Origin of the sequence: Comamonas badia DSM 17552, assembly GCF_000484635.1 — a bacterium.
GTDB lineage: Bacteria > Pseudomonadota > Gammaproteobacteria > Burkholderiales > Burkholderiaceae_C > Comamonas_C > Comamonas_C badia.
This window is the reverse complement of sequence record NZ_AXVM01000004.1, coordinates 117,523-143,579: the sequence shown is the minus strand read 5'-3', so window position 1 is coordinate 143,579 and position 26,057 is coordinate 117,523. Positions and strand designations below refer to the sequence as shown.

Sequence of the window (26,057 nt, the reverse complement as noted above, 5' to 3'; positions counted from 1 at the left end):
GCGCGATGGCTCCAGCGACAGGCGCATCGAAATCAAGGAGAGCGGTAACTTGAGAGTCGTCACTTCGAAAAGAATTTTCTTCATCGCAATCTGGCTGTTGGTGCTGTCGGGCTGCGCCAGCTACCAGGCCAAGCCCTTGCCCGGGGGCGAGAACCTGGCGCGCAGCGTGGCCGACATCCGCATCGACCGCGACCTGATCGCATTGCCGCAGCTCAAGGCGCATGCCTTTGCCGAGGGCGGCGTGCTGGACATGGACGGCGTGGCCGTGCTGGCGGTCGTGAACAACCCGGATCTGAAGCTGGCGCGCGCCGATGCCCGCATCGCCCATGCCCAGGCCTTCGCGGCCGGGCTGCTGCCCGATCCGACGCTTTCTCTCACGCGCGATTTCCCGCAAAACGGCGGGCCGGGGTCGAGCAGCGCCTTCAACGCCAACCTGGGGTTCGACCTGAACGCCCTGCTGCGCCACCCATCCGACAGCAAGGCGGCTGAGCTCGATGCGCGCAAGACCGATCTCAATCTGCTGTGGCAGGAGTGGCAGGTGGTGGCCCGCGCGCGCGCGCTCTACATCAGGCAGGTGCAAGACCGCCGCCTGATGCAGGTGCTGCAGGACAACCGGACGCTGTTCGCCGACCGCTACCAGCGCACCCAGACCGCGCTCGATCGCGGCCTGCTCACGCTCGACGCGGTGACGCCCCAGCTCAGCGCGCTGCAGGACACGCAGCGCCAGATCCACGACCTGGAGCGCCAGATCAACACCGACAGCCACGATCTGAACGCGCTGCTGGGCGTGGCCCCCGAAGTGCAACTGCCGCTGGGCGATGCGCTGGCCCTGCCGCCGCTCGATGAAGCGGCGGTGCTGGCGGCGCTTTCGCAGCTGCCGGCGCGCCGCCCGGATCTGATGGCGCTGCAAAGCGGCTACGGCGCCGAGGACGCACGCTACCGCGCCGCCATCCTGGGGCAGTTTCCGACCTTCACCGTCGGCTTCACACGGGCGCGCGACACAAGCCATGTCTACACCAATGGCTTCGGCATCTCGCTCAGCCTGCCGATCTTCAACGGCAACCGCGGCAACATCGCCATCGAGCAGGCCACGCGCGACAAGCTGCACGAGGACTACCAGGGCCGACTGAACGCCGCCAGCAGCGACGTGCACCGCCTGCTGGACGAGCAGCGCATCAACCTGCGCCAGCTGCAGGAAACCGAGCAGGGCCTGAAGCGCCTGATGCAGGCCGCCGTCCAGTGGCGGCGGGCGTTCGAAATGCGCCAGATCGATGCCCTGGCTTATGCCAATCTGCAGGCTTCTGTGCTGGCCAAGCAGATCGAAAAAATCAACCTGGAGCAGGCCATCCTGCTGCAGCGCGTGGCGCTGCAAACCCTGTTGGGCGGCGAACTGCCGCAGGTGCCGAATGGAGGGAATGGGTCATGATTCAGACGAAAGCGCGGGCGCTTTGCGCGGCGGCAGCAACGCTGCTGGCGGTGGGCAGTCTGGCCTGGCCGATGGGCGCACGCGGCCAGACGGCGGATGGCGTGGTGCAGCCGCCCGTGAGCGCGCTGGTCAAGACCGCGCCGTTGCGGCGCCAGGCGCTGGCACGCGAGCTCGCGGTATTGGGCGATGTAGCCACCGGCAAGGTGGAAGGGGTGAACTTCCCGAGCGCCGGACAGGTGGCTCGGCTGCTGGTTTCGCCCGGCCAGCAGGTCCGGCGCGGCACGCCGCTGGTGGTGCTGAGCAGCGATCCGGCCGCCCAGCTCGCTTACACGCAGGCCGGCACGGCGGTCCATTTCGCCCGCGAGGAACTGCGGCGCAACGAGGAGCTGTTTGCGCTGCAGCTGGCCACCAGCGCCCAGGTGGATGCGGCGCGGCGCGCGCTGCGCGACGCTGAGGCCAATCTGGCGGCGCAAGGCAAGCTGGGAGGTGCCACCGCTGAGGCCACGGTCAAGGCGCCGTTTGACGGCGTGGTCACCGCGATTGCCGTGGCCCAGGGCGACCGCGTGCAGCCCGGCGCGCAGATCCTGCAGCTGGGGCGCGCCGAAGCGCTGCGCGTGATGCTCGGCATCGAACCCGACGAGCGGCCGCTGGTGCGTGCCGGCCTGCCGGTCGTCATCACCACGCTGCAGGAGGGCGGCCCCAGCGCCCGCGGGACGGTGGCGCTGGTGCAGGACATCGTGGACGCCAAGAGCCGCCTGGTGGGCGTGGCGGTGACCGTGCCGCGCGCACCCTCAACCAGCTTCCTGATTCCCGGCATGCACGTGCGTGCCAGCATCGAACTGGGCAAGACCGAGGCCTGGGTGGTGCCGCGCGATGCGGTGCTGACCGATGCCAGCGGCGCCCACCTCTACCAGGTGGCCGGCGGCAAGGCGCGGCGTGCGGCGGTGAGGGTAGCGCGGCAAACCGGCGCGGCGGTGGCGGTCGAGGGCGAGGCGCTCGACGCCGGGCAGCCGGTGGTGGTGCTGGGCAACTATGAGCTGCAGGACGGCATGCCGGTGCGGGAGGGCGGTCAATGAACGTCAGTCAGTGGGCGCAGAACCACCGGCGCTCCATCCTGTTCCTGTTTCTGCTGCTGGCGCTGGGCGGGGTGTTCGCCGCGCTGCAGCTGCCGGTCTCGCTGTTTCCGCAGGTCGCGTTCCCGCGCGTCGTGGTGGCGTTGGAGGCGGGTGACCAGCCGGCGCGGCAGATGGAGATGCAGGTCACGCGCCCGGTGGAAGAGGCCGTGCGCAGCGTGCCGGGGGTGGAGACGGTGCGCTCCACCACCAGCCGCGGCTCGGCCGAGGTGTCGCTCAACTTCGGCTGGGGCACCGACATGGGCAGCGCGGCGCTGCAGGTCAGCGCGGCCATCTCGCAAATCCTGCCGCAGCTGCCGCCGGGCACGCGCGCCGACGTGCGCCGCATGGACCCGACCAAGCTGCCCATCATCGCCTACAGCCTGACCTCGGCCACGCTCACGCCCACGCAGTTGCGCGACGTGGCCGAATACCAATTGCGCCCCCTGCTCTCCAGTGTGAACGGCGTGGCGCGCGTGCAGGTCAAGGGCGGCGCGGTGGAGGAATACCGCGTCACGGTCAATCCCGACAAGCTGCACGCCTTCGGCCTGGCGCTGGACGACGTGGCCAAGGCGCTCGCCACCGAGAATGTGCTCAAGGCCGTGGGACGGCTGGAAGATCGTTACAAACTCTACCTGGTGGTGGCCGACACGCGCCTGAAGACGCTGCAGCAGATGCGTGAGACCGTGCTCGCCAGCGGCCCGGGCGGCGTGGTGCGGCTGGAGGACGTGGCCACGGTGAATGTCTCCGTCGAGCCGCAGTGGGTGCGCGTGACGGCCGATGGCAAGGACGCGGTGCTGCTCAACATCTACCAGCAGCCCGGCGGCAACAGCGTGCAGATCGCCAAGGACGTGCAGGCGCGGCTGGCGGGCTTCCAAGGCCAGCTGCCCGCGGGCGTGCAGATCGCCAGTTGGTACGACCAGAGCACGCTGGTCACCGAATCGGCCGCCAGCGTGCGCGACGCCATCCTGATCGGCATCGGCCTGGCGGCGCTGGTGCTGCTGGTGTTCCTGCGCAACCTCAAGATCATGCTGATCGCCATCCTGGTGGTGCCCGCCGTGCTCGCCGCCACCGTGGTGCTGCTGCAGGTGCTGGGCATGAGCTTCAACATCATGACGCTGGGCGGCATGGCCGCCGCCGTGGGGCTGATCGTCGATGACGCGGTGGTGATGGTCGAGCACATCGTGCGGCGCCTGCGCGGCGCCGAGGGCAGCCCCGATCAGCGCGTGATGCGCGCGGCGCGTGAGTTCTTTCAGCCGCTCATCGGCTCCAGCGCCTCGACCATCATCATCTTCCTGCCGCTGGCGTTTCTCACCGGCGTGACCGGCGCCTTCTTCAAGGCGCTGTCGATCACCATGGCGTCCGCGCTGTTCGTGTCCTTCGTCATCAGCTGGCTCGCCGTGCCCATTCTGGCGGGCAAGTTCCTGAACCAGAAGGATGCCAACCAGAGGGAAGGCGGGCGCCTGCAGGACTGGGTGCACGCGCGTTATCGCGTGCTGCTGGGCCGCCTGCTCGACCATGCCTGGATCGCGCTGCTGGCGGCCGTGCTGCTGGTGGTGCTGGGCGGCGTGGCGTTTCGCCAGGTCGGCTCGGGCTTCATGCCGGCGATGGATGAGGGCGGCTTCGTGCTCGATTACCACAGCGCGCCGGGCACCTCGCTCACCGAAACCGACCGCCTGCTGCGCCAGGTGGAGGACATCATCCGCGCCACGCCCGACGTGGCGGCGTATTCGCGGCGCACCGGCACGCAGATGGGCGGTGGGCTGACCGAGGCCAACCAGGGCGACTTCTTCATCACGCTCAAGTCCGGCCCGCGCCGGCCGGTGGGTGAAATCATGGCCGATATCCGAGGCCGTGTTGAAAGCACCGTGCCGGGCCTCTCGATCGAGATGGCGCAGCTGATGGAAGACCTGATCGGCGACCTGACCTCGGTGCCGCAGCCCATCGAGGTCAAGCTCTACGCCAACGACCCGGCGCAGCTGCCCGCGCTTGGGCGCAAGGTGGCCGAGCTGGTGGGCAAGATCGGCGGCGTGGTCGATGTCAAGGACGGGCTCAACCCCGCCGGTGATGCGCTGCAGATCCACGTCGATCGCGTGCGCGCGGCGCTGGAGGGCATGGACCCGGATGCCATCACCAAGGCGGTGAGCGACTACCTCAGTGGCAACGTCGCCACGCAGGTGGCGACCGATGTCAAGGTGATCGGCGTGCGCGTCTGGGTGCCGCAGGCCACGCGCGCCACTTCGGATGCACTGGGTGCGCTGCGCATCCGCGCGCCCGACGGACACAGCTTCGCGCTGCGGCGCGTGGCCACGTTTGAAACCGTCACCGGCGAGCCCGAGATCAACCGCGAGAACCTGCGCCAGATGCAGGCCGTCACCGGCCGTATCGAGGGGCGCGATCTGGGCTCGACCATCGTGGACGTCAAGGCGGCGCTGGACGCCCCGGGCGTGCTGCCCCAGGGCGCCTACTACGAACTGGGCGGCGTGTACCAGCAGCAGCAGATTGCCTTTCATGGCCTGATCGCGGTGTTTGCCGCCGCCGCCGCGCTGGTGTTTTTTCTGCTGCTGTTCCTCTACGAGAGCTTCCGCCTGGCGCTGGCGATCCTCACGACCTCGCTGCTGGCGGTCACCGCGGTGTTCGCCGGTCTGTGGCTCACCGGCATCGAGCTCAACATCACGGCGATGATGGGCATGACCATGATCATCGGCATCGTGACGGAGGTGGCGATCTTCTACTTTTCCGAACAGCAGGAATTGGCTGAGCAAATCGACTGGCGCAGCGCGCTGATCGAGGCCGGCGTCAACCGCATGCGCCCCATCGCCATGACCACGGTGGCCGCCATTCTCACGCTGCTGCCTCTCGCATTTGCCATCGGCACCGGCTCGCAGATGCAGCAGCCGCTGGCGGTCGCCATCATCGCGGGACTCGTGGTGCAATTGCCGCTGGTGCTGCTGGTGATGCCGGTGCTGTTCAATTTGATGCACCGCACCCGAGGGCACCCCACCCAGGCCGCAGAAACACCTTCAGATGCGCATCCTTCTCGTTGAAGACGACCCGATGATCGGCGCTGCCGTGCAAGCCGCACTCAAAGATGCGGCCTACGCGGTGGATTGGGTGCGCGACGGCCAGGCGGCATTGAATACGCTCGATCTGCAGCACTACGATCTGGTGCTGCTCGATCTTGGCTTGCCGGGCAAGGATGGCCTGGCGGTGCTTGCCAGCATCCGCGGCCATGGCAACCCGGTGCCGCTGCTCATCCTGACGGCACGCGACGGTTTGCAGGACCGCCTGCAGGGCCTCGACGGGGGCGCCGACGACTACCTCGTCAAACCCTTCGAAATGGCTGAGCTGCTGGCGCGCATGCGTGCGGTGCTGCGGCGCAAGGGGGGCCAGGCGGCGCCGGCACTGGGCAATGGGGTGCTCCTGCTCAATCCCGCCACGCGTGAGGCGAGCGTGGAGGGTGGCGCGCCGATGCTGCTGTCGCAGCGTGAATTCGCCTTGCTGCACGCTCTGCTGATCCGCCCCGGCGCGATTCTGTCGCGCAGCGATCTGGAAGACCGCATCTACGGCTGGGGCGAGGAGGTGGAAAGCAATGCGGTCGAGTATCTGATCCACGCGCTGCGTCGCAAGCTGGGGGCGCAGGCGATCCGCAATGTCCGGGGGCTGGGATGGATGGTCGCTCGCAGCAGGTGAGCGGCTCGGTGCAGCGGCGCCTGTCGGCGGCGCTGGCGCTGGCGATTGGCGCCATGGCGCTGGTGGCCGGAGCGTTTTCGTTCGTCGCCGCTTACGACGAGGCGCGGGAGCTGCAGGACGACGCGCTGCGCCGGGTGGCGCAGTTGATCGAACATCAAAGCGCGCACGGGCAGCCGCTGCCACACAACTTGCAGGTGCAGGGCGAGGAGGATGACTCGCGCATCATCATCCAGCGGCTGGATGCGGCCAGCACGGAGGCGCGCACGGGACCGTCGGATGCCCGACTGCCTTTGTCGGCAAGCCTGCCCGATGGCCCGCGGACGGTTGATCTGGGCGGTGAACCGTTTCGCGTTCTGGTGCGCACCACAGCGCGCGGCGAGCGCTTTGCCGTGGCGCAGGATTCGCGCCTGCGGCGCGAGCTGGCGCGTTACGCCGCGCTGCGTACCTTGCTGCCATTCATGCTGCTGGTTCCGGTGTTGCTGCTGCTGGTGGCGCGGCTGGTGCACCAGCTGTTTCGCCCGATCCGGCGACTGGCGACCGAGGTGGACGAACGCAGTGAGGAAGACCTGAGACCGATTGCCGACATTGACTTGCCCACTGAGGTGCGCCCCTTCGTGCGCGCGATCAACCGGCTGCTCGGGCGTGTTGGCGAGACCCTGGCTGCGCAGCGCCGCTTCGTCGCGGACGCCGCGCACGAGTTGCGCTCTCCGCTCACCGCCCTGTCGCTGCAGGCCGAGCACCTTGCCGCCACCGATCTGCCCGCCTCCGCCCGCGAGCGTTTGGCGGCCTTGCGCCAGGGCATCGAACGCGGGCGTGGTTTGGTCGAGCAGCTCTTGGCGCTGGCGCGTGCGCAAACCAGTGCACCAGCGGCGCCAACGCAGCCGCTCTCCCTCCAGGCCATCTTCCGCCGCGTGCTGGAAGATCTGCTGCCGCTGGCCGAATCCCGCGCGATCGACGTTGGGGTTGAGGGCGAACAGGACGCGGCGATCGACGCGCCCCGGGAGCTGCTCTACACCCTGGCGCGCAATCTGGTGGACAACGCAATCCGCTATACCCCGGAGGGTGGACGGGTCGATCTGTCGGTGGTGGTCGAGCCGGATGGGGCGACCCTGCGCGTGTCGGATACCGGCCCCGGCATACCGCCGGGCGAGCGCGGCCGTGTGCTCGAGCCTTTTTATCGCGTGCCGGGCCACGATGCGGTCGGTTCTGGGCTTGGCCTGGCGATCGTGCAGAGCATTGCCGATCGCCTGGGCGCCGAGCTGACGCTTGGGTATGCAGACCCGATGCGGCAAGTGGGCCTGGAAGTATCGGTGCGGTTTGCTCCGGCACGCGCAGGACGGGCCACGGATTGAAGGGGTGGCTCGTTGCGCTGGCCGCAAGCGCAAGCCCTGCCGTTTGCCAGCGTCGCGCATTCGGCCAATAACGCGGTTTCCGCATTGCTTATCGCGCTTTAGAACGGCGGTGACCTGACCACAATGGGCGCATGAAACCCCTGTCCCTGCATCGCTTCCTGCGCTGGCTCCTGCCATTTCTGCTGGCGTTGGCCTGGGCTCTCCCGGCCCAGTCGGCGCGCGTGAAGGAAATTGCCGCGGTGCAGGGCGTGCGCAGCAACCAGCTTTCGGGCTATGGCCTGGTGGTCGGGCTCGATGGCACGGGCGACCAATCCACGCAGATGCCGTTCACCGCGCAGGCCATGGCCAACTATCTGCAGCAGATGGGTATCTCGCTGCCGCCCGGCACCACGGCGCCGCAGCTCAAGAACGTGGCCACCGTGGTGGTGACGGCGGAGCTGCCGGCCTTTGCGCAGCTCGGGCAGGCGATCGACGTGGTGGTGTCTTCCATTGGCAACGCCAAGTCGCTGCGCGGCGGCACGCTGATCGCCACGCCGCTGCGTGGCGCGGACGGACAGATTTACGCGCTGGCGCAGGGCAACCTGGTGGTGGGCGGCGCGGGCGCGTCGGCCGGTGGCTCCAAGGTGCAGATCAACCATTTGAGCGCCGGGCGCATACCCGAAGGCGCGCAGGTGGAGCGCAGCGTGCCCACGCCGCTCAATGATGGCGACACCATCACGCTGGGGCTCAACGCCTCGGATTTCCAGATGGCGCGCAAGGTGGCGCTGGCCATCAATGCACGCTCCGGCCCCGGCACGGCCATGGCGCTCGATGGCCGCACGGTGCAGGTCAAGGCGCCGATGAGCCCGGGCGCGCGCGTCTCCTTCATCGCCGAGCTGGAAGAGTTGCAGCTGCCCGATTCCATGCCGGCCGCCAAGGTGGTCATCAATGCACGCACCGGCTCGGTGGTGCTCAACCAGGCGGTGACGCTCGGGCCCTGCGCGATCGCGCACGGCAATCTTTCGGTCACGATCAGCAGCACGCCGGTCATCAGCCAGCCCAATCCGCTCTCGCAAGGGCAGACCGTGGTGGCGCAGCAAAGCGCGATCACCATCCAGCAACAGGGCGGGCAGGTGCAGCAGATGCCGGCCTCGCCGCAGCTGGCGGATGTGGTGCGCTCGCTCAACGCGCTGGGCGCCACGCCGCAGGATCTGCTGGCCATCCTGCAGGCCATCAAGGCCGCGGGTGCGCTCAACGCGGAGCTGGAGGTGATCTGATGGCCCTCTCGCCGACAGCCATGGGTTCTGCGGGCCTGGCCGCCGACGGCCGGGGCCTGGATGCGCTCAAGCTGCAGGCGGGGCAGGGCGACCCGCAGGCGCAGCGCGCCGCGCTCAAGGAAGCCTCGCGCCAGCTCGAATCATTGTTCATGCGCGAATTGCTCAAGAGCATGCGTGAATCCACCAAGCAGCTCAATCCCGAAAGCGGCGGCGAAGGCGGCCTGGCCACCGATTTGTTCGACCAGCAGATGTCGGTGCAGATGGCGGGCCAGCCCGGGGGACTGGCAGGCTTGATCCAGCGCGAACTTTCGCGCCAGCTGGGCGCCAGCGAGGCTGCGAGCGCACCCGCCAGCGGTGCTTCCGTACCGGGCAAGAGCACGTTCAGCTTTGCGGGGACAGGTATCGGCGTACCGGTCACGCCCTCCAAAGGCCGCGACGATTTCGTGCAGCGGCACCGCGCCGCGGCAGAGCGCGTGGCGCAGGAGAGCGGCATTCCCGCCGCCTTCATGCTCGGTCAGGCGGGGCACGAAACCGGCTGGGGCAAGAGCGCGATCCAGACTGCGGCCGGCGGCAATTCGCACAACCTGTTCGGCATCAAGGCCACCGGCGGCTGGACGGGCAAGGTGGCGCAGGTGACGACGACGGAATATGTGGATGGCGAGCCGCGCAAGGTGGTGGCGAAATTCCGCGCCTACGACTCCTACGAGGAATCGTTTCGCGACTACGCGCGGCTCATCACGGAAAACCCGCGCTACGAAAAAGCCCAGGCGATCGCCAAATCAGGATCGGCCCAGGCCTACGCCGCGGAACTGCAGAAGGCCGGCTATGCGACCGATCCCCGGTACGCCAGCAAGCTCAGCCGCGCGATCCAGAGCACGCTGTCGGTTGCGCGCACGCCAACGGGCACCCAGGCATGACGGGGGCTGAACCATGAGCGGGCTTCTTGATGTCGGCGCGCGCGCCCTGATGGCCAACCAAGTGGCGCTGCAGACGGCGGGCCACAACATTTCCAACGTCAACGTTGTCGGCTATTCGCGCCAGAACGTGGTGCTTGACCCGGTCCAGGGCCAGTTCACCGGCGGCGGCTACATCGGCAAGGGGGTGAGCGTCACCACCGTGCTGCGCAACCACGACGAATTGCTGACGCGCCAGGCGGCGGCGGCGCAAGCCGTGCAGGCGGGTGATGCGGTGCGATCGCAGCGCCTGCTGCAGCTGCAGAACATTTTTCAGGGCGGCACGCAGGGCCTGGGCGCGTCGGTGAACGACATGCTCAATTCGCTCGGCGATGTCGTCAGCTCGCCGACGGACATCACGGCCCGCATGGTGTCGCTGACGCGCATGGACGAGATGGCGGCGCGCATGCGCTCGAGCGCCCAGCAGCTGCAGGAGCTGGGCTATGCGGTGGATCAGCAGCTTGCGAGCGACATGGACCATGTCAATACGCTGGCGAAGAACATCGCCGCCGTGAACGAGCAGATCGCGAGCGCCAGGGGCAACGGCCAGACGCCCAACGATCTGCTGGACAAGCGCGACCAGCTGATCCGCGAGCTCAACCAGTATGTGCAGACGACGCAGATACCGGCCGATGACGGCACCATGGGCGTGTTCGTCGGCGGCAGCCAGGCGCTGGTGCTGGGCAACGTGGCGGCCAGCCTCTCGGTGCGCGAATCGCAGACCTTTCCGGGCAGCGGCCAGCGCGCGCTGTATTTCACGCCGCCGGGCGGCAAGCCGATAGAGATGAGTACGGACTTGCTCGGCGGCGGCGAGGTGACCGGGCTGATGCGTTTTGCCAACACCGATCTCACCGACGCCGGCAACATGCTCGGGCGCATGGCGCTGGGCATTGGCCAGACCCTCAATGCCCAGCAGGCGCATGGACTGACGCTGGATGGCGCGGCGGGCGGCCCGCTGTTTTCCGTGCCGACCAGCATGCCCGGGCACAGCAGCAACCCCGCCACGGCAGGAACCGTCACTTTCAATGACCCATCGGCGTTTGCCGCTTCGGATTACGAAGTGCGCTTCACTTCGCCGCCGGCGGGCGTGGTGGTGCGCCTCTCGGACAACAAGGTCACCAGCGTGGCCGATTTCACCACGGGCCAGGTGATCGACGGGCTGAATTTCCAGTTCACCGCTGCCGGCGCTGCCGGCGAGCGTGTGCTGTTCAAGCCGTTTTCCAGCGCCGCCGGCAGCATTCAGGCGCTGGTGAAGTCGCCGCGCGATCTGGCGGCCGCCAACCCGATCAACGCCGCCATGGGCACGACCAACACCGGCACCCTGCAGCTGGCGGGCCTGCAGGTGGGCGCAGGGTTTGTCGCGCCGCCGCCGGGCGATACCGCCAGCCCGCCGACCTATCCGGGTGGCATCCAGCTGCGTTTTACCGCGGCGGGTACGTTCGACGTGCTCAGCCGTGGCAGCAACCCGCCCGCCACGGTGGCCACCGGCCAGAGCTACGTCCCCGGTCAGTCCATCGCGGTCAACGGCTGGAGCATCACGCTGCAGGGCACGCCGCAGGTGGGCGACACGGTGAACGTGGGCAATGCCGCCGACCCGCAATACGGTGATTGGTTCACGCGCGATGCCGGCAATGCCAAGGCGCTGATGAACCTGCGCGATACCAGGCTGTTCGACGATTCCACCATGGCCGACGGCTATGCCAGCCTCATGGCGCAGGTGGGTACGCGCACGCAAAGCGCGCTCTATGCGGCCCAGGTTTCCGGCCAGATCGCCGACAACCTGGAGGCGAGCCGCACCGCGGTTTCGGGCGTGAATCTGGATGAGGAAGCTTCCAAGCTGATCCAGTACCAGCAGGCCTACCAGACCTCGGCCAAGGTGCTGCAGATCGCGCAGAACATCTTTGACAACCTGATCTCGGTCATCAGCCGATAGCGTGCGGCACCACCCCAGGGAGGACGGTCATGGCAGACAGTTTCTACCGTGTTGGCACGGCCAACATGTATGACAGCGCGATCCGCAATCTGGGCGCGCGGCAGAAATCGCTGGTGGATCTGCAGGAGAACCTGACCAGCGGCAAGCGCGTGGTGCGCCCCAGCGACGACCCGGTGGCCGCCGCCCAGGCCGAGCGCGCGCTCACGCGGCTCACGCGCATCCAGGCCGAACAGCGCCAGCTGGAAGTGCAGAAGGGCAACATCGCCCAGGCGGAATCCACGCTGGGCGATGCCGTCGGCCTGGTGCAGGAAATCCGCCAGACCATCGTCGCCGCCGGCGGCGGCACGCTGACGCAGGACGACCGCAAGACCTACGCCATGCAGTTGCAGAGCCTTCAGGACCAGCTCAAGGAGGTCGTCAACCGCAAGGATGTCAACGGCATGCCGCTGCTGGGGTCGCTGGGCAGTGCGCTCGCGCCCTTCATAGGGCCGCTGCCCGGCGCGCCGGACTATGTCTTCGACGGTTTGCCCGGCCAGGGCGCGAGCGAGGGCACGGCGATAGCGTCGCAGATGGATGGCCACGCGGCGCTGATGTTCGACCCGGTGCGCGACGGCGTCTATACCGCCACGCTGGCGCGCGGCAGCGCGGCGAGCACGGTGTTTTCCAGTGCCGTCAAGACCTCCAACCTGCAGCAGCTCGATGGCGCCAGCTATGCGCTGCAGGTGACGGGTGTGACGACCGCGGGTGGCACCACGTCGGTGAACTATTCGCTCACCAAGACCGCGCGCGACGGCACGGTGACGACCAGCGCCGGCAGCACGCCGGCGGTGCTCAGCGGCCAGCCCATGCCGGTCACGATCACCGAGGGACCGGAAACGGTGGTGCAATTCACCCTGCAGGGAACGCCCGCGACGGGAGATACGGTGACGGTGGCGCCCAGCGCCAGCCTGATGAGCAGCGTGCAGAGCGCCATCAACGGCATCGCCAATGCGCCCGACAGCATCCAGGCGGCGCAGGCCAGCAATTCGGCGCTCGCCAGCATTGACGCCGGGCTGCAGCGCCTGAGCAATGTGCGCGGCTATGCCGGTGAGCTGCTCAACCGCGCCGACCGCATCTCGGGTGATCAGGAGAACCGCTCCATCCAGCTCGAAGGCGACCGATCGAAGGCGGAGGATCTGGACATAGTCAAGGGCATTTCCGACTTCCAGAACGCCAATGTCGGCTACGAGGCGGCGCTCAAGTCCTACGCCTCGGTGCAGAAGCTGTCGCTGTTCAACTTCATCAATTGATGCGCGGCCGCATGCCCCGTGGAATCGATCGCGGACAATAGGTCAAAGGCATCACGTTCGCTTCAAAGCCCATGGTTCAATCGGTTCTAGGCAGTCTGGTTCTGGGGTATCGCCCGCTGTGGAATGGGGCGCGGCGCATGGCGGGCGTGCAACTGTTCGTCGAAGGCGATGCGCAGGTCGCCGTGGATGCGCTGCACCTGCTGCGCACGATCGAGGAGCTGTGGACGGCTTCTTCGCCGCCGTTGCTGCTGGCGCCGCGCACGCCCCAAATCCTGGCTGATTGGCTGGAGCATGCGCCGCCGGGCTCACCCCCCATCGAAGTCGCTGATGCCTGGCTGGCCGATGCCGCCCTGCTGGCGCGCGCGCGCACCGCGCACCGCAGAGGGCTCAAGCTGGTCTGGAGCGGGTCGCTGGCGCGACTGCCCGAACCGGAAGTTGCCAGCCTGTTCCACACCAGCATTCTCATGCTGGACTCCCGCGATGCCGTGGCAGCGTTGAACGCCGACAAGGCGGCCGATACCAAGGCTGGCCGGCCAGCGGCCAGTCCCATCATTGCCGGGCAGATGTACGACGGCGTGGCCAGCCGTGCGCTGATGGCGCATTGCCTGGGCCCGGGCGGGGCCTTGGCACTGGCGGGCTGGCCGATCGACGATGTGCTGTACAGCCTGCGCCATCAACCGCTGCAGGCGGCCCATGAGGTGGTGCTCAAGCTCCTCAAGGCGATTGACGACGAGCAGTCGATCGACGGCCAGGAACAGATCCTGGGCGAAGACCCGCTGCTCGCCTACCGCTTCATGACCTACACCAATTCGGCCGCGCTGGGCTTGCGCACCGGCGTCGATTCGCTGCGCCGCGGCCTGGTGATGATGGGCTATGGCTCCATCAGCCAGTGGCTGGGGGACCAGTTGCCCAATGCATCCACCGAGCCGGATGTGCGCCCCGTCCGCGAAACCATGGTGCTGCGCGCGCGCCTGGCGGAAAAGCTCATCGAAGCGGGTGTCGGCAAAGACCTGCGCGCCGAAATGTATCTGTGCGCGCTGTTCTCGCAGCTCGATGCGCTGCGGGGTGAACCGCTGGGTACCATCCTGCGCCGCCTGCCGCTCTCGGACCGCGTCTACGACGCTGCGGTGCTGCACACCGGCCCCTATGCGCCCAGCCTGGACATGGCAGTGGCGCTGGAGGGCGAAGACAGCGCCGTGGTGCGCCAGCTGTGCGAGGCGCATGAATTCGACCGCGAACAGCTCAATCGCAATTTGCTGCACATGCTGCGCTCCTGCGTGGTACAACGGGCTGAATGAAGGAGCATGATGGTGCTCCGAAAGGAGCCCTCTTGTGCCTGAATTTCATTCGCTTGCGCCCACGCCGCTGTGCCATCTGCTGGGTTGCCGCCACCCGCTGATTCTGGCCGGCATGGGCGGCGTGGCGCGCGCGGAACTCGCGGCTGCCGTCAGCGGCTTTGGCGGCTTCGGCTTTCTCGGCATGGTGCGCGAGCCGCTGGCGCTGATCGAGCGCGAAGTCGCGCAGGTGCGCCGCCTGACCGACCAGCCCTTTGGCGTGAACCTGATCCCGGCGGGCACGGCGCGTGCGCTGCTGCGTTCGCAGGTCGATCTGTCCATCGCGCTGGGCGTGACCGCGGTCGAGCTGTTCTGGGACGTGGACGAATGGGCGATAGACCGGCTGCGCGGCGCGGGCATCACCGTGGTGCACCAGGTCGGGTCGGCCCGGGATGCGCTGCACGCGCAGGCGGCCGGCGCGCACGCGGTGATCGCGCAGGGCGTGGAAGCCGGCGGGCATGTCTGGGGCCGCCAGCCCCTGGTGTCGCTGCTCGACGAGGTGCTGGGCTGCGTCAGCATTCCCGTGGCTGCGGCCGGTGGGCTGGCCGACGGGCACGACGTGGGCCGCGTGCTGGCGCAGGGCGCGCAGGCGGCGGTGCTGGGCACCGCGCTGATGGCCACCACCGAATCGTTTGCGCACGGGGTGCACAAAGAGCGGCTGGTGTCCGGCAAGGCCAGCGACACACTGCTGACCGAAGACTTTCACATCAACTGGCCACCGCACGCCGCGGTGCGCGTGCTGCCCAACGCGGTCACCCGCGGCGAGCGCGGCGACCCGTTCACCAGCGCACCGCAGGTGATAGGCGAGGAAGAAGGCCGCCCCATCTACCTGTTCAGCACCGACTCGCCGCTGCGCTCCATGACCGGCGCGCTGGAAACCATGGCGCTGTACGCGGGCAAGGGCATAGACCGCATCACCGCCATCGTGCCGGCGGCCGAGCGGCTGCAGGGCATCCTGGAAGGCGCTGCGGCGCATCTGCGTCTGGTGGGCGATGCAGCGCAGCCGCTGGCCTCGCCGGTCTGCTACGCGGCCGAAGTGCAGCACCGTGAGCGCGCGCCCGTGGTGGCTGCCCTGCAAGCGCTGCTGGCCGATGAAAGGGCATGGGTGCAGCAATTGTTTGCCTGCCGTGCCCAGACGCCGGACGCCGCGCTGCGCCAGCGCTGTGGCGCGCTGCTGCAGGTGCAGACCAAGGCATGCGGGCTGCTGGTGCGCTGTCTGCGCGGTTTGGATGCCCAACCCGACCCTGCACAGAGTCGGCCTGCCACGGAATTGCAAGTGCCGTGGCAGGCACTCATGGACCTGCGCCCTGGGCTGATGCAGCAATGGCGCGTAGTGGCGAGCCAGTTGGATGGTTCCGACGCTCTGGCGTGCACGGAAATGATGCGTCTGCACGAAGCAGCAATGGCGTAGGCGGCCACTTGGGCCGACCAGACCATGGAAGGCGCTGCTCATCGGTTCAGCGCCCCAAGCGCGCAGGAAAAAGGCGGGTGATGGCACTGCCTCGCCCGCCCAAAGGCGCCCACCAGCGCCTGCCGCCTTGGAGAAAAATCGGCCGGTGAATCAGAAGCGGTGCGAAATTCCCACTGCAAAACCGGTGCTGGACGAACCGCTGATCACGGGTGGCTTGGCTTGCAGGTCCACAAGGCCCAGCAGCGCAAGGCTTACCGGATCGGTCTTGAATGCCCCCGAAAGGCCGCCGTGAAACACCCCGGCGTTGATGCTCGTGCGCTTGGACAGCGCGTAGTCGCCCATCAGCGCAAAGCTGTCGCGCTTGCCCGCCATGCCGGCCACTCCCCCCACGTCCTTGCCGCTGTCGCGGTAGTAGGCCGCGCGCAGGGTCACCGCGGGAGAGATGGAATACGCTGCTCCGAGCGACCAGACACCATCGGACTGGCGTATTCCCGTGGGACGATCATGGCGCGCATTCATGTAGTGCACATACAGCCGCACCGGTCCCAGCAGATAGTTGCCGCCCAGACCCCACACGCGCTGGTGCATTTGCGCCGTGGGATGGTTGTAGTCGATGGCATACGCGCCCAGGCCGAATTCCTTGGTCTGCCAGCCTGCATCGACCGAGACGCTCTTGCCCGAGGTGGCGCTGGAAAAACCGTAGCTCACGCCGACCGTCGCATTGGCCGGCAGTTTGGCGCGCAGCTTCACGGCGTTGCCCACGCGGGTATCAAAGCCGCCGAAGGCATTGGTGGCGTTGGGCACCAATGGAAACAGCACCGTCTTGTTGGCGTTGGCGTAGAAAACGTCCAGGGTCTCGACAATCCGATCCACGCCGGCGTGCAGCTGGCGCCCGCCGGTGAGGCTGAACATGGTGTTGTCCAGGCTGACCCAAGCGGCCCGGTCCCAGAACTTGCTGGCGCCCGCCACCGTGGCACCGGCCAGCCCCTGTGTGAGATCCCAGCCCGATTCGAAACGAAAGCTCGCATGCATGCCCCCACCCAGGTCTTCCGTGCCGCGCAGCCCGAATGTCGATGCAGACCAGGGGCCCGAGGACATGCGCGAGCCGCTGCCGGTGGCCTGGTTGCTCTGGTGCACCAGCGAGGCGTTGATGCTGCCAAACAATTGCACGTGGCTCTCCTGTGCTCCTGCGATGCCGGCGAACGCCATCAGCGCGGCAGCCATCGTGGTTTCGCGTCGTGGCCACGCGCGCAGTGCATTTGATTTCATGATTTCTCTCCTTGGTGTGGTTGAAATGAACGGCGGCAGTTGTCCGCTCAAGGGTCGGGTGGGGTGCAGCGCCGTTGCGATGGCGAACACCGCTTCATGCAGGCTGGGTGGAGTGCGGTGGCGCATCGATCTGCATTTCGCCGACATCGCTTGCATCCCGTGCATAGGTCGTTCGGCCCAGCAGGAAGGCGATCCCGGCCACGACAGACGCCACCGGGATCCATTGCAGCGCAGACAGCAGACCCACTCGGTCCGCCAGCCAGCCGACCAGCAGCGGCCCGGACGCAAATCCGATCAGGTTGTCCGCCAGTGCCAGCACCGCAAAGCTGGAGGAGTGGATGCTCCTGGGTGTCAGGTTGGCGGTGATGGCGCCGGCCGCTCCCATCGTTCCCACCGACAAAAACATGCCGCAGCCGATCAGCGCGAGCTGCGCCTTTCCTGACCCCAAGGCCATGGCAGAGGTCAGGGCAACAAAGGAGCCGAAGGCGATGCACGCGGCGACCAGCCATGCGCGATCCGGAGCGCGGCGGCTGAGCCGGTCCGTCACCGCACCGCAGACGACCATGCCCAAGGCGGCAAACAGCACGAACAGCGCGGCCGTCACGCCGGCCTTGTCCAGGGCCATGCCGTAATAGCGGTTGAACAGGCTCGGCAGCCATACGACGAGGGCGCCGGCCGACATCAGCTGGATGCCGTTGCCGAGATAGGCCGCCTTCAGCGAGCGGCCCCGAAACACCGACCGCATCAGTGCGCCGATACGCAGATTCGAGGCGGGTTGGTTGGCTTCTACGGCCTTTGCATCACCGGTCGCGCCGCCAATCCGCCTTTCGGTGACGACGATGCGGTAGACCACCACCAGCACGACGCCGACGATGGCCATCACGCCAAAAGACCAGCGCCAGCCCATGTGCCGCGCAACGATGCCGCCCAATGCAACGCCGAACACCGACCCGAACACGCCGCCCGATGTCATGGCGGCCGTCAACGTGGCCCGCATGTGGCGCGGGAAGATGGAAATGACCACCGCACCACCGATGCTGGCGTAGGCGGCCTCGCCGACACCGACCAGCAGGCGTGCGGCCAATAACTCTTCGTAGTTGCGAGCCAGCGCGCAACCCAGCGTCGCCAGGCTCCACACCAGCACCATGGCGACGATGCAGTTCACCCGGCCCCAGCGGTCCGCGACGATGGACAAGGGGAGCGTGAGCAGCGCAACCGAAATGGCCACCACGCTGCTGAGCAGACTGAGCTGCAGGTCCGTCAGCAGCCACTCGGTCTTCAGGTCCGGAAATACGGCGTTGAGGACCTGCCGCGACATGAAGTCCGAGATCATCAGCGCAAAGGTCAACGCAAACACGACCCATGCGTAGCCGCGTGCGACGGTTGGTTCGTCGGCGTGCTCGTCGGTGATCGCATCGAGCGAGGTCGTTCCCATGTCTGTCTCCTTTTTATGACTGACCCTTTGGCATGGATGAAACACGCCGGGCATCAACCGGGTCGATGCAGGCAGCATCGATGCCACCGCTCGCGATGCGAGCGGGATGGCTGCAGGCGGCACCCGTGCGGCTCGCTGGCCTTACGCCGCGAATGACGACACGTCGATGGGCGTGATCCCGTGCGTGCTGCAGTGGTTGAGGTAGCGATCCATCACGGATCGCCAGTTTTCTATGGCCAGCACCTGGTCGTCATCGCTCATCAGGTTCCAGTCGCCCTGCACGATGTTGAGGGTCACCACTTCGTCTTTCCCAACGCCGATAGGGGTATGGCGCGTGCCTGCTGTTTCGTAGACAAAGCTGCCCGGCTTGGCCACCCAGTCGTGCTCCAGGTAGCGCCATTCGCCGCTGATGGTGTAGACCATGACCCAGCCCGCGTGGTGGTGGCGCGGCAACCTGGCGTGAGCGGGGGTCTTGAGCATGGTCACCCACTCGCCGGTGATGGGGTTGACCTTGAGCAGTTTGATGAACACATCATCGGCGTAGGGCAGAAACGGATGCCAGGGTGCTTCTTCGCCTTGGATGATGGACGAGTGGACGGTGTCACAGAACATGGTGGTCTCCTGAGTGCTTGGGATGGCTCGTTTGCGAGCCGGGGTAATCGACGCGAACGTCGTGAATCACGCCTTCGAACGGAAAGGGCGCGCGATCGAAGTACTGCCGGGATACGGGCGAGCCCTGGTCCCGTCCGACTTCAAAGGTCTCGGTGGCGGTGAAGGCCAGCGGCACGGTGTAGAACAGCACCGCCTCGGCCACCTTTTCACCGTCCAATCGCATCACCAGACGTCCGGGCGTGCCCGGCTTGGCCGATAGAACGACGGTCTGCAATTCGATGCGGTGTCGGCCCGCCGGCACTGGCACCCTGGAGCGCAACACCGTGCGCTTGAGCATCAGGGCGTTGTATTCGTAGTGCAGATGGCCGGCATCGAAGAACAGCGTGACCCCGCCGCTGATGCCCCCCAAGGCGTAGACCACGCCCGAAGCGTTGGCCGGCACGGTTGCGTCCACGGTGACCACGCTGTTGGCCGCGCGCAGGTTGGGCGCCATGAACTCCGGGATGCGCTCCAGGTCTGCGCTGTAGGCGTTGGCCTGCAAGCCAGGGCCGACGCGATCCTGCGGGTGGAGAAAGGGCCAGAGCCCGGCACCCAGCGGGTAGACGTGGTTGGCTAGCGCCTGCTCGTGAAAGCGCTGCTTGAGTTCTTCGAGCTTGGCCGGGTGGCTGCCTGCCAGATCGCAGGCCTGCGAATAGTCCTTGTCGAGCCGGTACAGTTCCCAGCGCTCGGCGTGAGGGTCCCAGTTTTTGTACGTCTCGGGCGTGCCGGTCACCCAGGGGATGCGCGGCCCCCAGGCCGATGCCATCCACCCCTGATGAAAGATGCCGCGGCTGCCCAGCACTTCGAAGTACTGCTCAGCTTTGCGTGTGGGTTCGGTTGCGCTATGGAAGGTGTAGCTCATGCTCACGCCGTCCAGCGGCTCCTGCGCGTGCCCATCCACCATTTCCGGCGCCTGGATGCCGATCAGTTCGTACAGCGTCGGCGCCAGGTCATTGACGTGGTGAAACTGCGGTCGCACAACCGCATCGGGCTGGACGCGGGCCGGCCATGAAATCGCCAGCGGCACCCGTGTGCCGCCAAAATGACCCGCCAGCAGCTTGGTGCCCTGCAACGGCGCCATGCCGGCCCAGGCCCAGGCGGCGTGGTACATGCTGTCAAAACGCGCGCTGCCCAGCGCCTCCAGGCCGCCCTCGCGTTCGAGCAGCGCCATGTGCTGGGCGGGGGTGGACGGAATCCCGTTCTGCGCATTGAGCTCGGCGATGGAGCCCGTCATACCTTCGGCCGATGCGCCGTTGTCCGAGAACACATACAGGATCAGCGTGTTCTCGCGCAGCCCTTGGCGCTCGATTTCGTCAATGAGCTTGCCCACCTGCGCATCTGTGTGCTCCAGAAAGCCGGCGAACACCTCCATCAGGCGCGCCTGGAAGCGCTGCTCCACCGGGTCCAGGCTCTCCCAGGCCGGCAGTGTGGACGGCCGCGGCGTGAGCAGCGCATCCTGCGGGATGAAGCCGATCGCCTTTTGCCGTTCGAACGCGCGCTCGCGGTATACGTCCCAGCCGTCGTCGAACTGACCCTTGTAGCGGTCGGACCACTCCCGTCGCACATGGTGCGGCCCATGCACCGCCCCGGGCGCCCAGTACAGGAAGAACGGGTCTGAAGCAGCATGCACGGCGCGCTCGCGCAGCCAGTCGATGGCCCGCTGCGCCAGGTCTTCGCTCAGGTGGTAGGACTCGGTGTGCGGCGGCTCGATCGGAGTGGTGTTGCGGTACAGACGGGGTTCATATTGCGAGGTCTCTCCGCCCAGAAAACCATAGAAGGTGTCGAAGCCGTGCCCGGTGGGCCAGCGGTCAAAGGGCCCCATCGACGTGATCTGCGTGACCGGCGTGTTGTGCCATTTGCCAAACGCAGCCGTGCGGTAGCCGTGGTGGCGCAGCACCTCGGGGATGGTGGCGCAGGCCTTCGGGATCTCGGCCGTGTAGCCATCCCAGTCGCTGGCCAGCTCCGCAATCACGCCGTTGCCCACATGGTGATGGTTGCGCCCGGTCAGCAGGGAGGCGCGGGTGGCGGAGCAGATGGCGGTGGTATGAAAGGCGTTGTAGTGAATGCCGGTTTGCGCGATGCGCGTAAAGGCGGGCGTGTGTATCGGCCCGCCCACGGTGTCGGCCTGGGCAAAGCCGGCATCGTCCAGGAGGATCAGCAGGACGTTGGGTGCATTTGCAGAAATCACCCGATGCGGCTTGCGCCACGTGTGGGTCGATTCACGCAGACTCTCCCCGGCCTTGCTGGCGGATGGCGGCGTGCCCAGCGGCAGAATTCGATCGTTCAGTGGCAAAGAGGACATTCGGATTTCCCGGGAAGATTCACGCAATGGATTCTGACGATTTCAGGGTCTTAAAAATTAACTTTGCGTGCCTTTTATTTAATTATTGGTGACATGAGAATGCGGTGATTCCCTGATTCGCCTGCTCGGGGCGGCCTTCAGATCCAGCCCATTTTTTTGGAGTCGGCGATCAGAATCCGCCGCAGCAAGGTGCGAGACAGCCGCCGCAGGTGGTAAATCGTCTTGGCGTACGGCCCGACAAGCACCAGCGCTCGCCTGGTGCGCACCGCTTCCACGATGGCTTCGGCAACCACGCGGGGAAGGGCGCCGTTGGTGCGGTAGTAGGCGGCCAGACGATCGAGCTGCTCGTGGGTGATGCTGGGGCCGACACTGGCGGGAGAGGGCCGAACGATGGGCGTGTTGATGATTCTCGGGCACACCACGGTAACCCCGACGGGGGAGCCGTCCAGTTCCATCGACAGGGTTCCTTCAGCCCGACCGCAGGCAAAAAAGTTGAGCCCGGATGAAGAAAAGACCGGGTGGCCGGTTGCGGTAATCTATGAGATTGGGTAGAAATATCGTTAACCTTGCGTGACATGTAATTGATCATTGGTGCCAGGCTGCGATGAAGACCTATTTGCGATCAGCGACGATGGCCAATCTGCCCGCCGTGTTGCGCAGGCATGGCGTGGACATACTTCCCTTGTTGCGCAAGGTGGGCATTCCGGTGGCCTCTTTGCACGATCCGGAGCGGCCTGTCCCTGTCGAGCAGGCCTATCGTTTGCTGGAGTTGGCGGCGGTCACGGCTAACTGCCCGTCGCTCGGGCTGGAGGTTGGGGAGGCCAACCGCCTGTCGGTGCTGGGCCTGCTGGGCCTGGTGCTGCGCGAGGAGCCGACGTTCGGGGACGCGCTCAACACGCTGTTGCGCTATCGACAGCTGCACAACGAATCACTGGTGCTGGCGCTGGAGTGGTTTTCGGAAAGCAGTCGTGATTTCTGCCTGCTGAAAATGACTCTGAGAGCCAGCCAGGGGGTCCCGGTCGCACAGGCCACCGAGCAGGGTTTGGCCATGCTGCTGCGCTCGCTCAGGGCCTTGATCGGCTTGCAATGGCGGCCGCGGGTGGTGTGCATTCGGCACCTGCCGCTGGGGCCGCGCCTGGTGTACCAACGCGTGTTGGATGCGCCCCTGCAATTTCAGGCCGAGTTCGACGGACTGATGTTTGACCGCGGTGATCTTGATCTGCCGGTGCGCAGCGCCGACCCGGTCATCGCCCTGCAGGCCCGCCAGCAGCTCGAACAGTTGCTTTCCGCCCGTGGCGCCAACTCGGCAAGTCAACGCGTCAGCGAGTTGGTTCGGGTGTTATTGCCTGCGGGGCGCTGTTCGATCGAGCAGGTGGCGATGCACCTGGGGCTGCACCGCAGAACACTGCACAGGCATCTGCAGGCAGAAGGGACCACGTTTGAAGCCATCACCGAGCAGATACGGACAGACATGGCGGTTGCGCTGTTGACGGCCGATCGCCGCCCCTTGGGGCAGGTTGCCGACCTGCTGGGCTTTTCCTCTCCCCCCGCGTTCTCTCGATGGTTCAGGCGCATCCATGGTCAATCGGCGCGCGAATATCGGCGCAACAGCTACGGTAACCCGGCGCATTCCAGCGGTGATCCCGGCGCGGTACTGTCGCGCTAGCAGTAATGCAGCGGCTTCGCTCAGCGGCTACGGCCTTCGTTGCGCTCATGTGGTGTGCGATGCTTGTGCATTTCCCCGCCGCCCCATGCCCCTGACCGAATTCACCGCTCTCTTCCTGCTCGCCACGGCCATGAGCTTCACGCCCGGGCCCAATACCTCGCTGGCCACCGCGATCGCCGCCAACCGCGGGCTCAAACCCGCGCTGCGCTTCGTGCTGGCGGTGCCGGTAGGCTGGTGCCTGATGCTGCTGCTGTGCAGCGCCGGGCTGGGCGCGGCGGTGCTGGCGGTGCCTGCGCTGCGCTGGGCCATCAAGGCGGCGGGCATCGCCTACCTGCTGTGGCTGGCCTGGCGGCTGGCGCGTTCCACGCGGCTGGCGCAAGCCGATGGTTCGCATCTTTCGGTGGGTTTCTGGGAGGGCGTGGCGCTGCAGTTCGTGAACATCAAGGCCTGGCTGATGCTGTTGGCCATCGTCGCGAGCTGGATCATCGGGCGGGACGATGGCGGCACACGCCTGCTGCTGGTGCTGCCGGTGATGGCGGGTTTTGCCTTTGCCAGCAACTTTGCCTACGCGGCGCTGGGCTCGCTGCTGCGCGGCTGGCTGGCGCAGGGGCAGCGGCTGCTGTGGTTCAACCGCGCCATGGGCCTGGTGCTGGCGGTGACGGCGCTGTGGATGATTGCCGCGTAGGTGACAGGCGGGCCTGCGCCGCGTCGCCGCCGGGACAAGCGCGCGCGGGGCGGCTCGGGACAATCGTCCCGCATGGGAACGCTCTACCTTGTGCGCCACGGCCAGGCCTCTTTTGGCGCCGCCAATTACGATGAGCTCAGTGGCCGCGGCTGGAATCAGGCGCGGCATCTGGGTGCGCACTGGCAGGCGCATGGCCAGTGCTTTGATGCGGTGTTCACCGGCACGCTCAAGCGCCATGCGCAGACGCTGGCTGGCATTGCCGAAACCTTGCCCGGCCTTCCCCCTGCCACCGCCGTACCTGGGTTGAACGAATACGACAGCGCGGCGCTGATCCGCGCGATCCACCCCGGGCCGCTGGAGAAGGCCGATACGCCCGAGCGCTTTCGCGCGCATTTCCGGCTGCTGTGCGACGCGCTCGCGCAGTGGATGGCGGGCACCATCAGCCCCGAGGGCATGCCGGATTGGGAGCAGTTTTCCAACGGCGTGCATGGCGTGCTGGAGCAGGTGCGCCAGGGGCACAAGGATCAGGACGTGCTGGTGGTCTCCAGCGGCGGACCGATATCAACCGCGGTGGCGCAGGTGCTGGGCGTCACGCCCGAGGTGGGCATCGCGCTCAACATGCGGCTGCGCAACAGCGCCATCAGCGAACTGAGCGTGAGCGCCAGGCGGCTGATGCTGCAGACCTTCAATACCCTGCCGCATCTGGCTGCGCCCGAGGATGCGGGTTTGATTACCCACGCCTGATGCAGGATGACCGAGCTGCGCGGCGATGACGCGTCAACCTGCTTATGCAGGGCGATTTGCCAGCGTGTCAGGCGGCAGCGCGTGCAGTTCCACCAGCAGTTGCGCCAGAGCGGCGCCCGCGGCCTGCACCACTCGCGCCCCCTTTTGCGCCGTGGCAGATAGAGCGTTGCCGACGGCGCCGCTGGCGTTGTAGTCCTCGATCGCCCAGCCCATCTTCGCGCTCCTGCCGTTGCCGAGGATAGCGTGGCGCGCCGCGCGCTCCTGCGAGCTGGAATGCCAGTCGCGCGCATGTTCCATGTGCACCAGGTGCGGCGCGAGGTGCAGCATCATCGAGGTCTCGATCGCGCCGGCGTGGATGCCGAAGCGCTGCTCTTCGGCGCTGAACAGGCTCTGCACCGCCTCGGGCAGCGGCAGATCAAACCAGCTGCAGCGGTAGACCAGCAGGCCATGGCGCTGGCGCAGCGTGCGCGCGGCGATGTCCATCGGTGCGACGTTGCCGCCATGGCTGTTGAGCAGCAGCAGCTTGCGCATGCCCGCGCGCGCCACCGCGGCGCCGATCTCGCCCCAGACCGCCAGCAGCGTCTCGGGCGCAAGCGTGAGCGTGCCGGGGTAGGACAAGTGCTCGGTCGAGAGCCCCACGGACTGCTGGGGCAGCAGCAGCAACGGCAGATCGGCGGGCAGCAGCGGCAGCGCCGCATCCACCACGCCGTGCAGCAGCGCCGCATCCACGCTCAGGGGCAGATGCGGCCCATGCTGCTCGATCGCCGCCACCGGCAGCACCGCCACCGTCCGCGCCGCTAGGCCCGAGCTGCGCGCTTCGGCGAAGTCGCGCGCGGAAAGTTCGGCCCACTGGCGTGACGAATAGGACATGCGCCAATGGTACTCATTCCATTTCCAGATCCATCGATTACTTTGTCGGCTTCGCTCGCCGTGCTACAGCACTGTCTTCGCTTCGCCTTCGCGTACTCGAATGATATGGAATTGGAATCAGGAGCCGTGGTGCCCGTGCGCTGCAGCAGGGGCCGCGCCTGCCGGCGGCTGCTGGAGCACCGGCACCTGCAGCGTCTGCGTGATGGCGGCGCCGGCCGCATCCTTGAGCTGCAAGGTGATGGGGATGGTGCTGCCCGCGGCCAGCGGCTGCTTGAGATCCATCAGCATGATGTGGTTGCCGCCGGGCGTGAGCGTCACGCTCTGGTGCGCGGGCAGCGCCAGCGCGCTCAGGTGCTGCATGCGCATGGTGTTGCCCTCGAGCTTCATTTCGTGCACCTGGGTCACGCCTGCCACCGGCGTGGAGGCGCCCACCAGTTCGAGTGCCTGGGGCGACTGCAGCGTCATGAACGCGCCGGTGCCGCCCTGGCCCGGGACGGTGGCGCGCACCCAGGCGCCGGAAATGGTGATGGGGGATTGCTGGGCGAAGGCGCCGGCAGCGGCGCAGGCCAGCGCCGCGATCGCGCTGCGCAAGAGATAGGAAGGCATGTGAAGAAACTCCGGAAATGCGGGAATCGATCTGGCGCGGCACAGCCGGCTGCGCCAGGAGGCATGGATG

At 67.0% G+C, this 26,057-nt stretch carries 21 protein-coding genes; 14 read left to right on the top strand and 7 right to left on the bottom strand.

The window, feature by feature from the left end:
• Positions 1–49 precede the first annotated feature (49 nt).
• The 11 genes from K320_RS0109875 to K320_RS18090 all read left to right on the top strand — a co-directional run bounded on the left by K320_RS0109875 (position 50) and on the right by K320_RS18090 (position 15,759).
• Positions 50–1,426, top strand: a complete 1,377-nt coding sequence (locus tag K320_RS0109875) for a TolC family protein (RefSeq protein WP_029696017.1) — start codon at positions 50–52, stop codon at positions 1,424–1,426.
• Complete coding sequence (locus K320_RS0109870) at positions 1,423–2,502, top strand: efflux RND transporter periplasmic adaptor subunit (RefSeq protein WP_024538675.1); 1,080 nt, start codon at positions 1,423–1,425, stop codon at positions 2,500–2,502. Before K320_RS0109875 ends, K320_RS0109870 begins: the two co-directional genes overlap by 4 nt.
• Positions 2,499–5,585, top strand: a complete 3,087-nt coding sequence (locus K320_RS0109865; protein WP_024538674.1) for an efflux RND transporter permease subunit — start codon at positions 2,499–2,501, stop codon at positions 5,583–5,585. The genes K320_RS0109870 and K320_RS0109865 overlap by 4 nt, the downstream gene beginning before the upstream one ends.
• Positions 5,566–6,231, top strand: coding sequence for a response regulator transcription factor (locus K320_RS0109860; protein ID WP_024538673.1), 666 nt, complete (start codon positions 5,566–5,568; stop codon positions 6,229–6,231). The genes K320_RS0109865 and K320_RS0109860 overlap by 20 nt, the downstream gene beginning before the upstream one ends.
• A complete protein-coding gene (locus K320_RS0109855) occupies positions 6,207–7,583 on the top strand; it encodes an ATP-binding protein (protein WP_024538672.1) in 1,377 nt (458 codons plus the stop codon). Before K320_RS0109860 ends, K320_RS0109855 begins: the two co-directional genes overlap by 25 nt.
• A 131-nt stretch (positions 7,584–7,714) precedes the next feature.
• Positions 7,715–8,839, top strand: a complete 1,125-nt coding sequence (locus tag K320_RS0109850) for a flagellar basal body P-ring protein FlgI (protein WP_024538671.1) — start codon at positions 7,715–7,717, stop codon at positions 8,837–8,839.
• Positions 8,839–9,756, top strand: a complete 918-nt coding sequence (gene flgJ, locus K320_RS0109845) for a flagellar assembly peptidoglycan hydrolase FlgJ (protein ID WP_024538670.1) — start codon at positions 8,839–8,841, stop codon at positions 9,754–9,756. The genes K320_RS0109850 and flgJ overlap by 1 nt, the downstream gene beginning before the upstream one ends.
• A 13-nt stretch (positions 9,757–9,769) precedes the next feature.
• Positions 9,770–11,725, top strand: coding sequence for a flagellar hook-associated protein FlgK (flgK, locus tag K320_RS0109840; protein ID WP_024538669.1), 1,956 nt, complete (start codon positions 9,770–9,772; stop codon positions 11,723–11,725).
• Between the two features lie 29 nt (positions 11,726–11,754).
• The gene (flgL, locus tag K320_RS0109835) at positions 11,755–13,014 is read left to right on the top strand and encodes a flagellar hook-associated protein FlgL (protein ID WP_024538668.1); all 1,260 of its coding nucleotides are present in this window, start codon (positions 11,755–11,757) and stop codon (positions 13,012–13,014) included.
• Between the two features lie 71 nt (positions 13,015–13,085).
• Positions 13,086–14,312, top strand: a complete 1,227-nt coding sequence (locus tag K320_RS0109830; RefSeq protein ID WP_024538667.1) for an HDOD domain-containing protein — start codon at positions 13,086–13,088, stop codon at positions 14,310–14,312.
• 34 nt (positions 14,313–14,346) lie between these two features.
• Positions 14,347–15,759, top strand: coding sequence for an NAD(P)H-dependent flavin oxidoreductase (locus tag K320_RS18090; RefSeq protein ID WP_024538666.1), 1,413 nt, complete (start codon positions 14,347–14,349; stop codon positions 15,757–15,759).
• 150 nt (positions 15,760–15,909) lie between these two features.
• On the opposite strand, the gene K320_RS0109820 is transcribed toward K320_RS18090, so the two are convergent.
• From K320_RS0109820 to K320_RS0109800, 5 genes are all read right to left on the bottom strand, one after another.
• Positions 15,910–17,028, bottom strand: coding sequence for a porin (locus K320_RS0109820; protein WP_024538665.1), 1,119 nt, complete (start codon positions 17,026–17,028; stop codon positions 15,910–15,912).
• Between the two features lie 94 nt (positions 17,029–17,122).
• Entirely contained in the window at positions 17,123–18,463 is a 1,341-nt protein-coding gene (locus tag K320_RS0109815; protein WP_024538664.1) for an MFS transporter, read from the bottom strand.
• Between the two features lie 141 nt (positions 18,464–18,604).
• Complete coding sequence (locus tag K320_RS0109810) at positions 18,605–19,075, bottom strand: 2,4'-dihydroxyacetophenone dioxygenase family protein (RefSeq protein WP_024538663.1); 471 nt, start codon at positions 19,073–19,075, stop codon at positions 18,605–18,607.
• Positions 19,065–21,416 (bottom strand): arylsulfatase, encoded by a 2,352-nt coding sequence (locus K320_RS0109805; RefSeq protein WP_024538662.1) that lies wholly within the window; start codon positions 21,414–21,416, stop codon positions 19,065–19,067. The genes K320_RS0109810 and K320_RS0109805 overlap by 11 nt, the downstream gene beginning before the upstream one ends.
• A 137-nt stretch (positions 21,417–21,553) precedes the next feature.
• Positions 21,554–21,871, bottom strand: a complete 318-nt coding sequence (locus K320_RS0109800) for a hypothetical protein (protein WP_029696011.1) — start codon at positions 21,869–21,871, stop codon at positions 21,554–21,556.
• Between the two features lie 176 nt (positions 21,872–22,047).
• Between K320_RS0109800 and K320_RS0109795 the strand changes: the two genes are divergently transcribed.
• The 3 genes from K320_RS0109795 to K320_RS0109785 all read left to right on the top strand — a co-directional run bounded on the left by K320_RS0109795 (position 22,048) and on the right by K320_RS0109785 (position 24,511).
• A complete protein-coding gene (locus K320_RS0109795) occupies positions 22,048–23,082 on the top strand; it encodes an AraC family transcriptional regulator (RefSeq protein WP_051384890.1) in 1,035 nt (344 codons plus the stop codon).
• Positions 23,083–23,167: 85 nt separating this feature from the next.
• Positions 23,168–23,767 (top strand): LysE family translocator, encoded by a 600-nt coding sequence (locus K320_RS0109790; protein WP_024538660.1) that lies wholly within the window; start codon positions 23,168–23,170, stop codon positions 23,765–23,767.
• Between the two features lie 72 nt (positions 23,768–23,839).
• Complete coding sequence (locus K320_RS0109785) at positions 23,840–24,511, top strand: histidine phosphatase family protein (RefSeq protein ID WP_024538659.1); 672 nt, start codon at positions 23,840–23,842, stop codon at positions 24,509–24,511.
• A 42-nt stretch (positions 24,512–24,553) separates the two neighbouring features.
• Here K320_RS0109785 and K320_RS0109780 read toward each other — a convergent pair whose 3' ends face one another.
• Together K320_RS0109780 and K320_RS0109775 are read right to left on the bottom strand one after the other, a co-directional pair.
• A complete protein-coding gene (locus K320_RS0109780) occupies positions 24,554–25,381 on the bottom strand; it encodes a creatininase family protein (RefSeq protein ID WP_024538658.1) in 828 nt (275 codons plus the stop codon).
• A gap of 117 nt (positions 25,382–25,498) precedes the next feature.
• Entirely contained in the window at positions 25,499–25,987 is a 489-nt protein-coding gene (locus K320_RS0109775; RefSeq protein ID WP_024538657.1) for a copper chaperone PCu(A)C, read from the bottom strand.
• Positions 25,988–26,057: the final 70 nt, after the last annotated feature.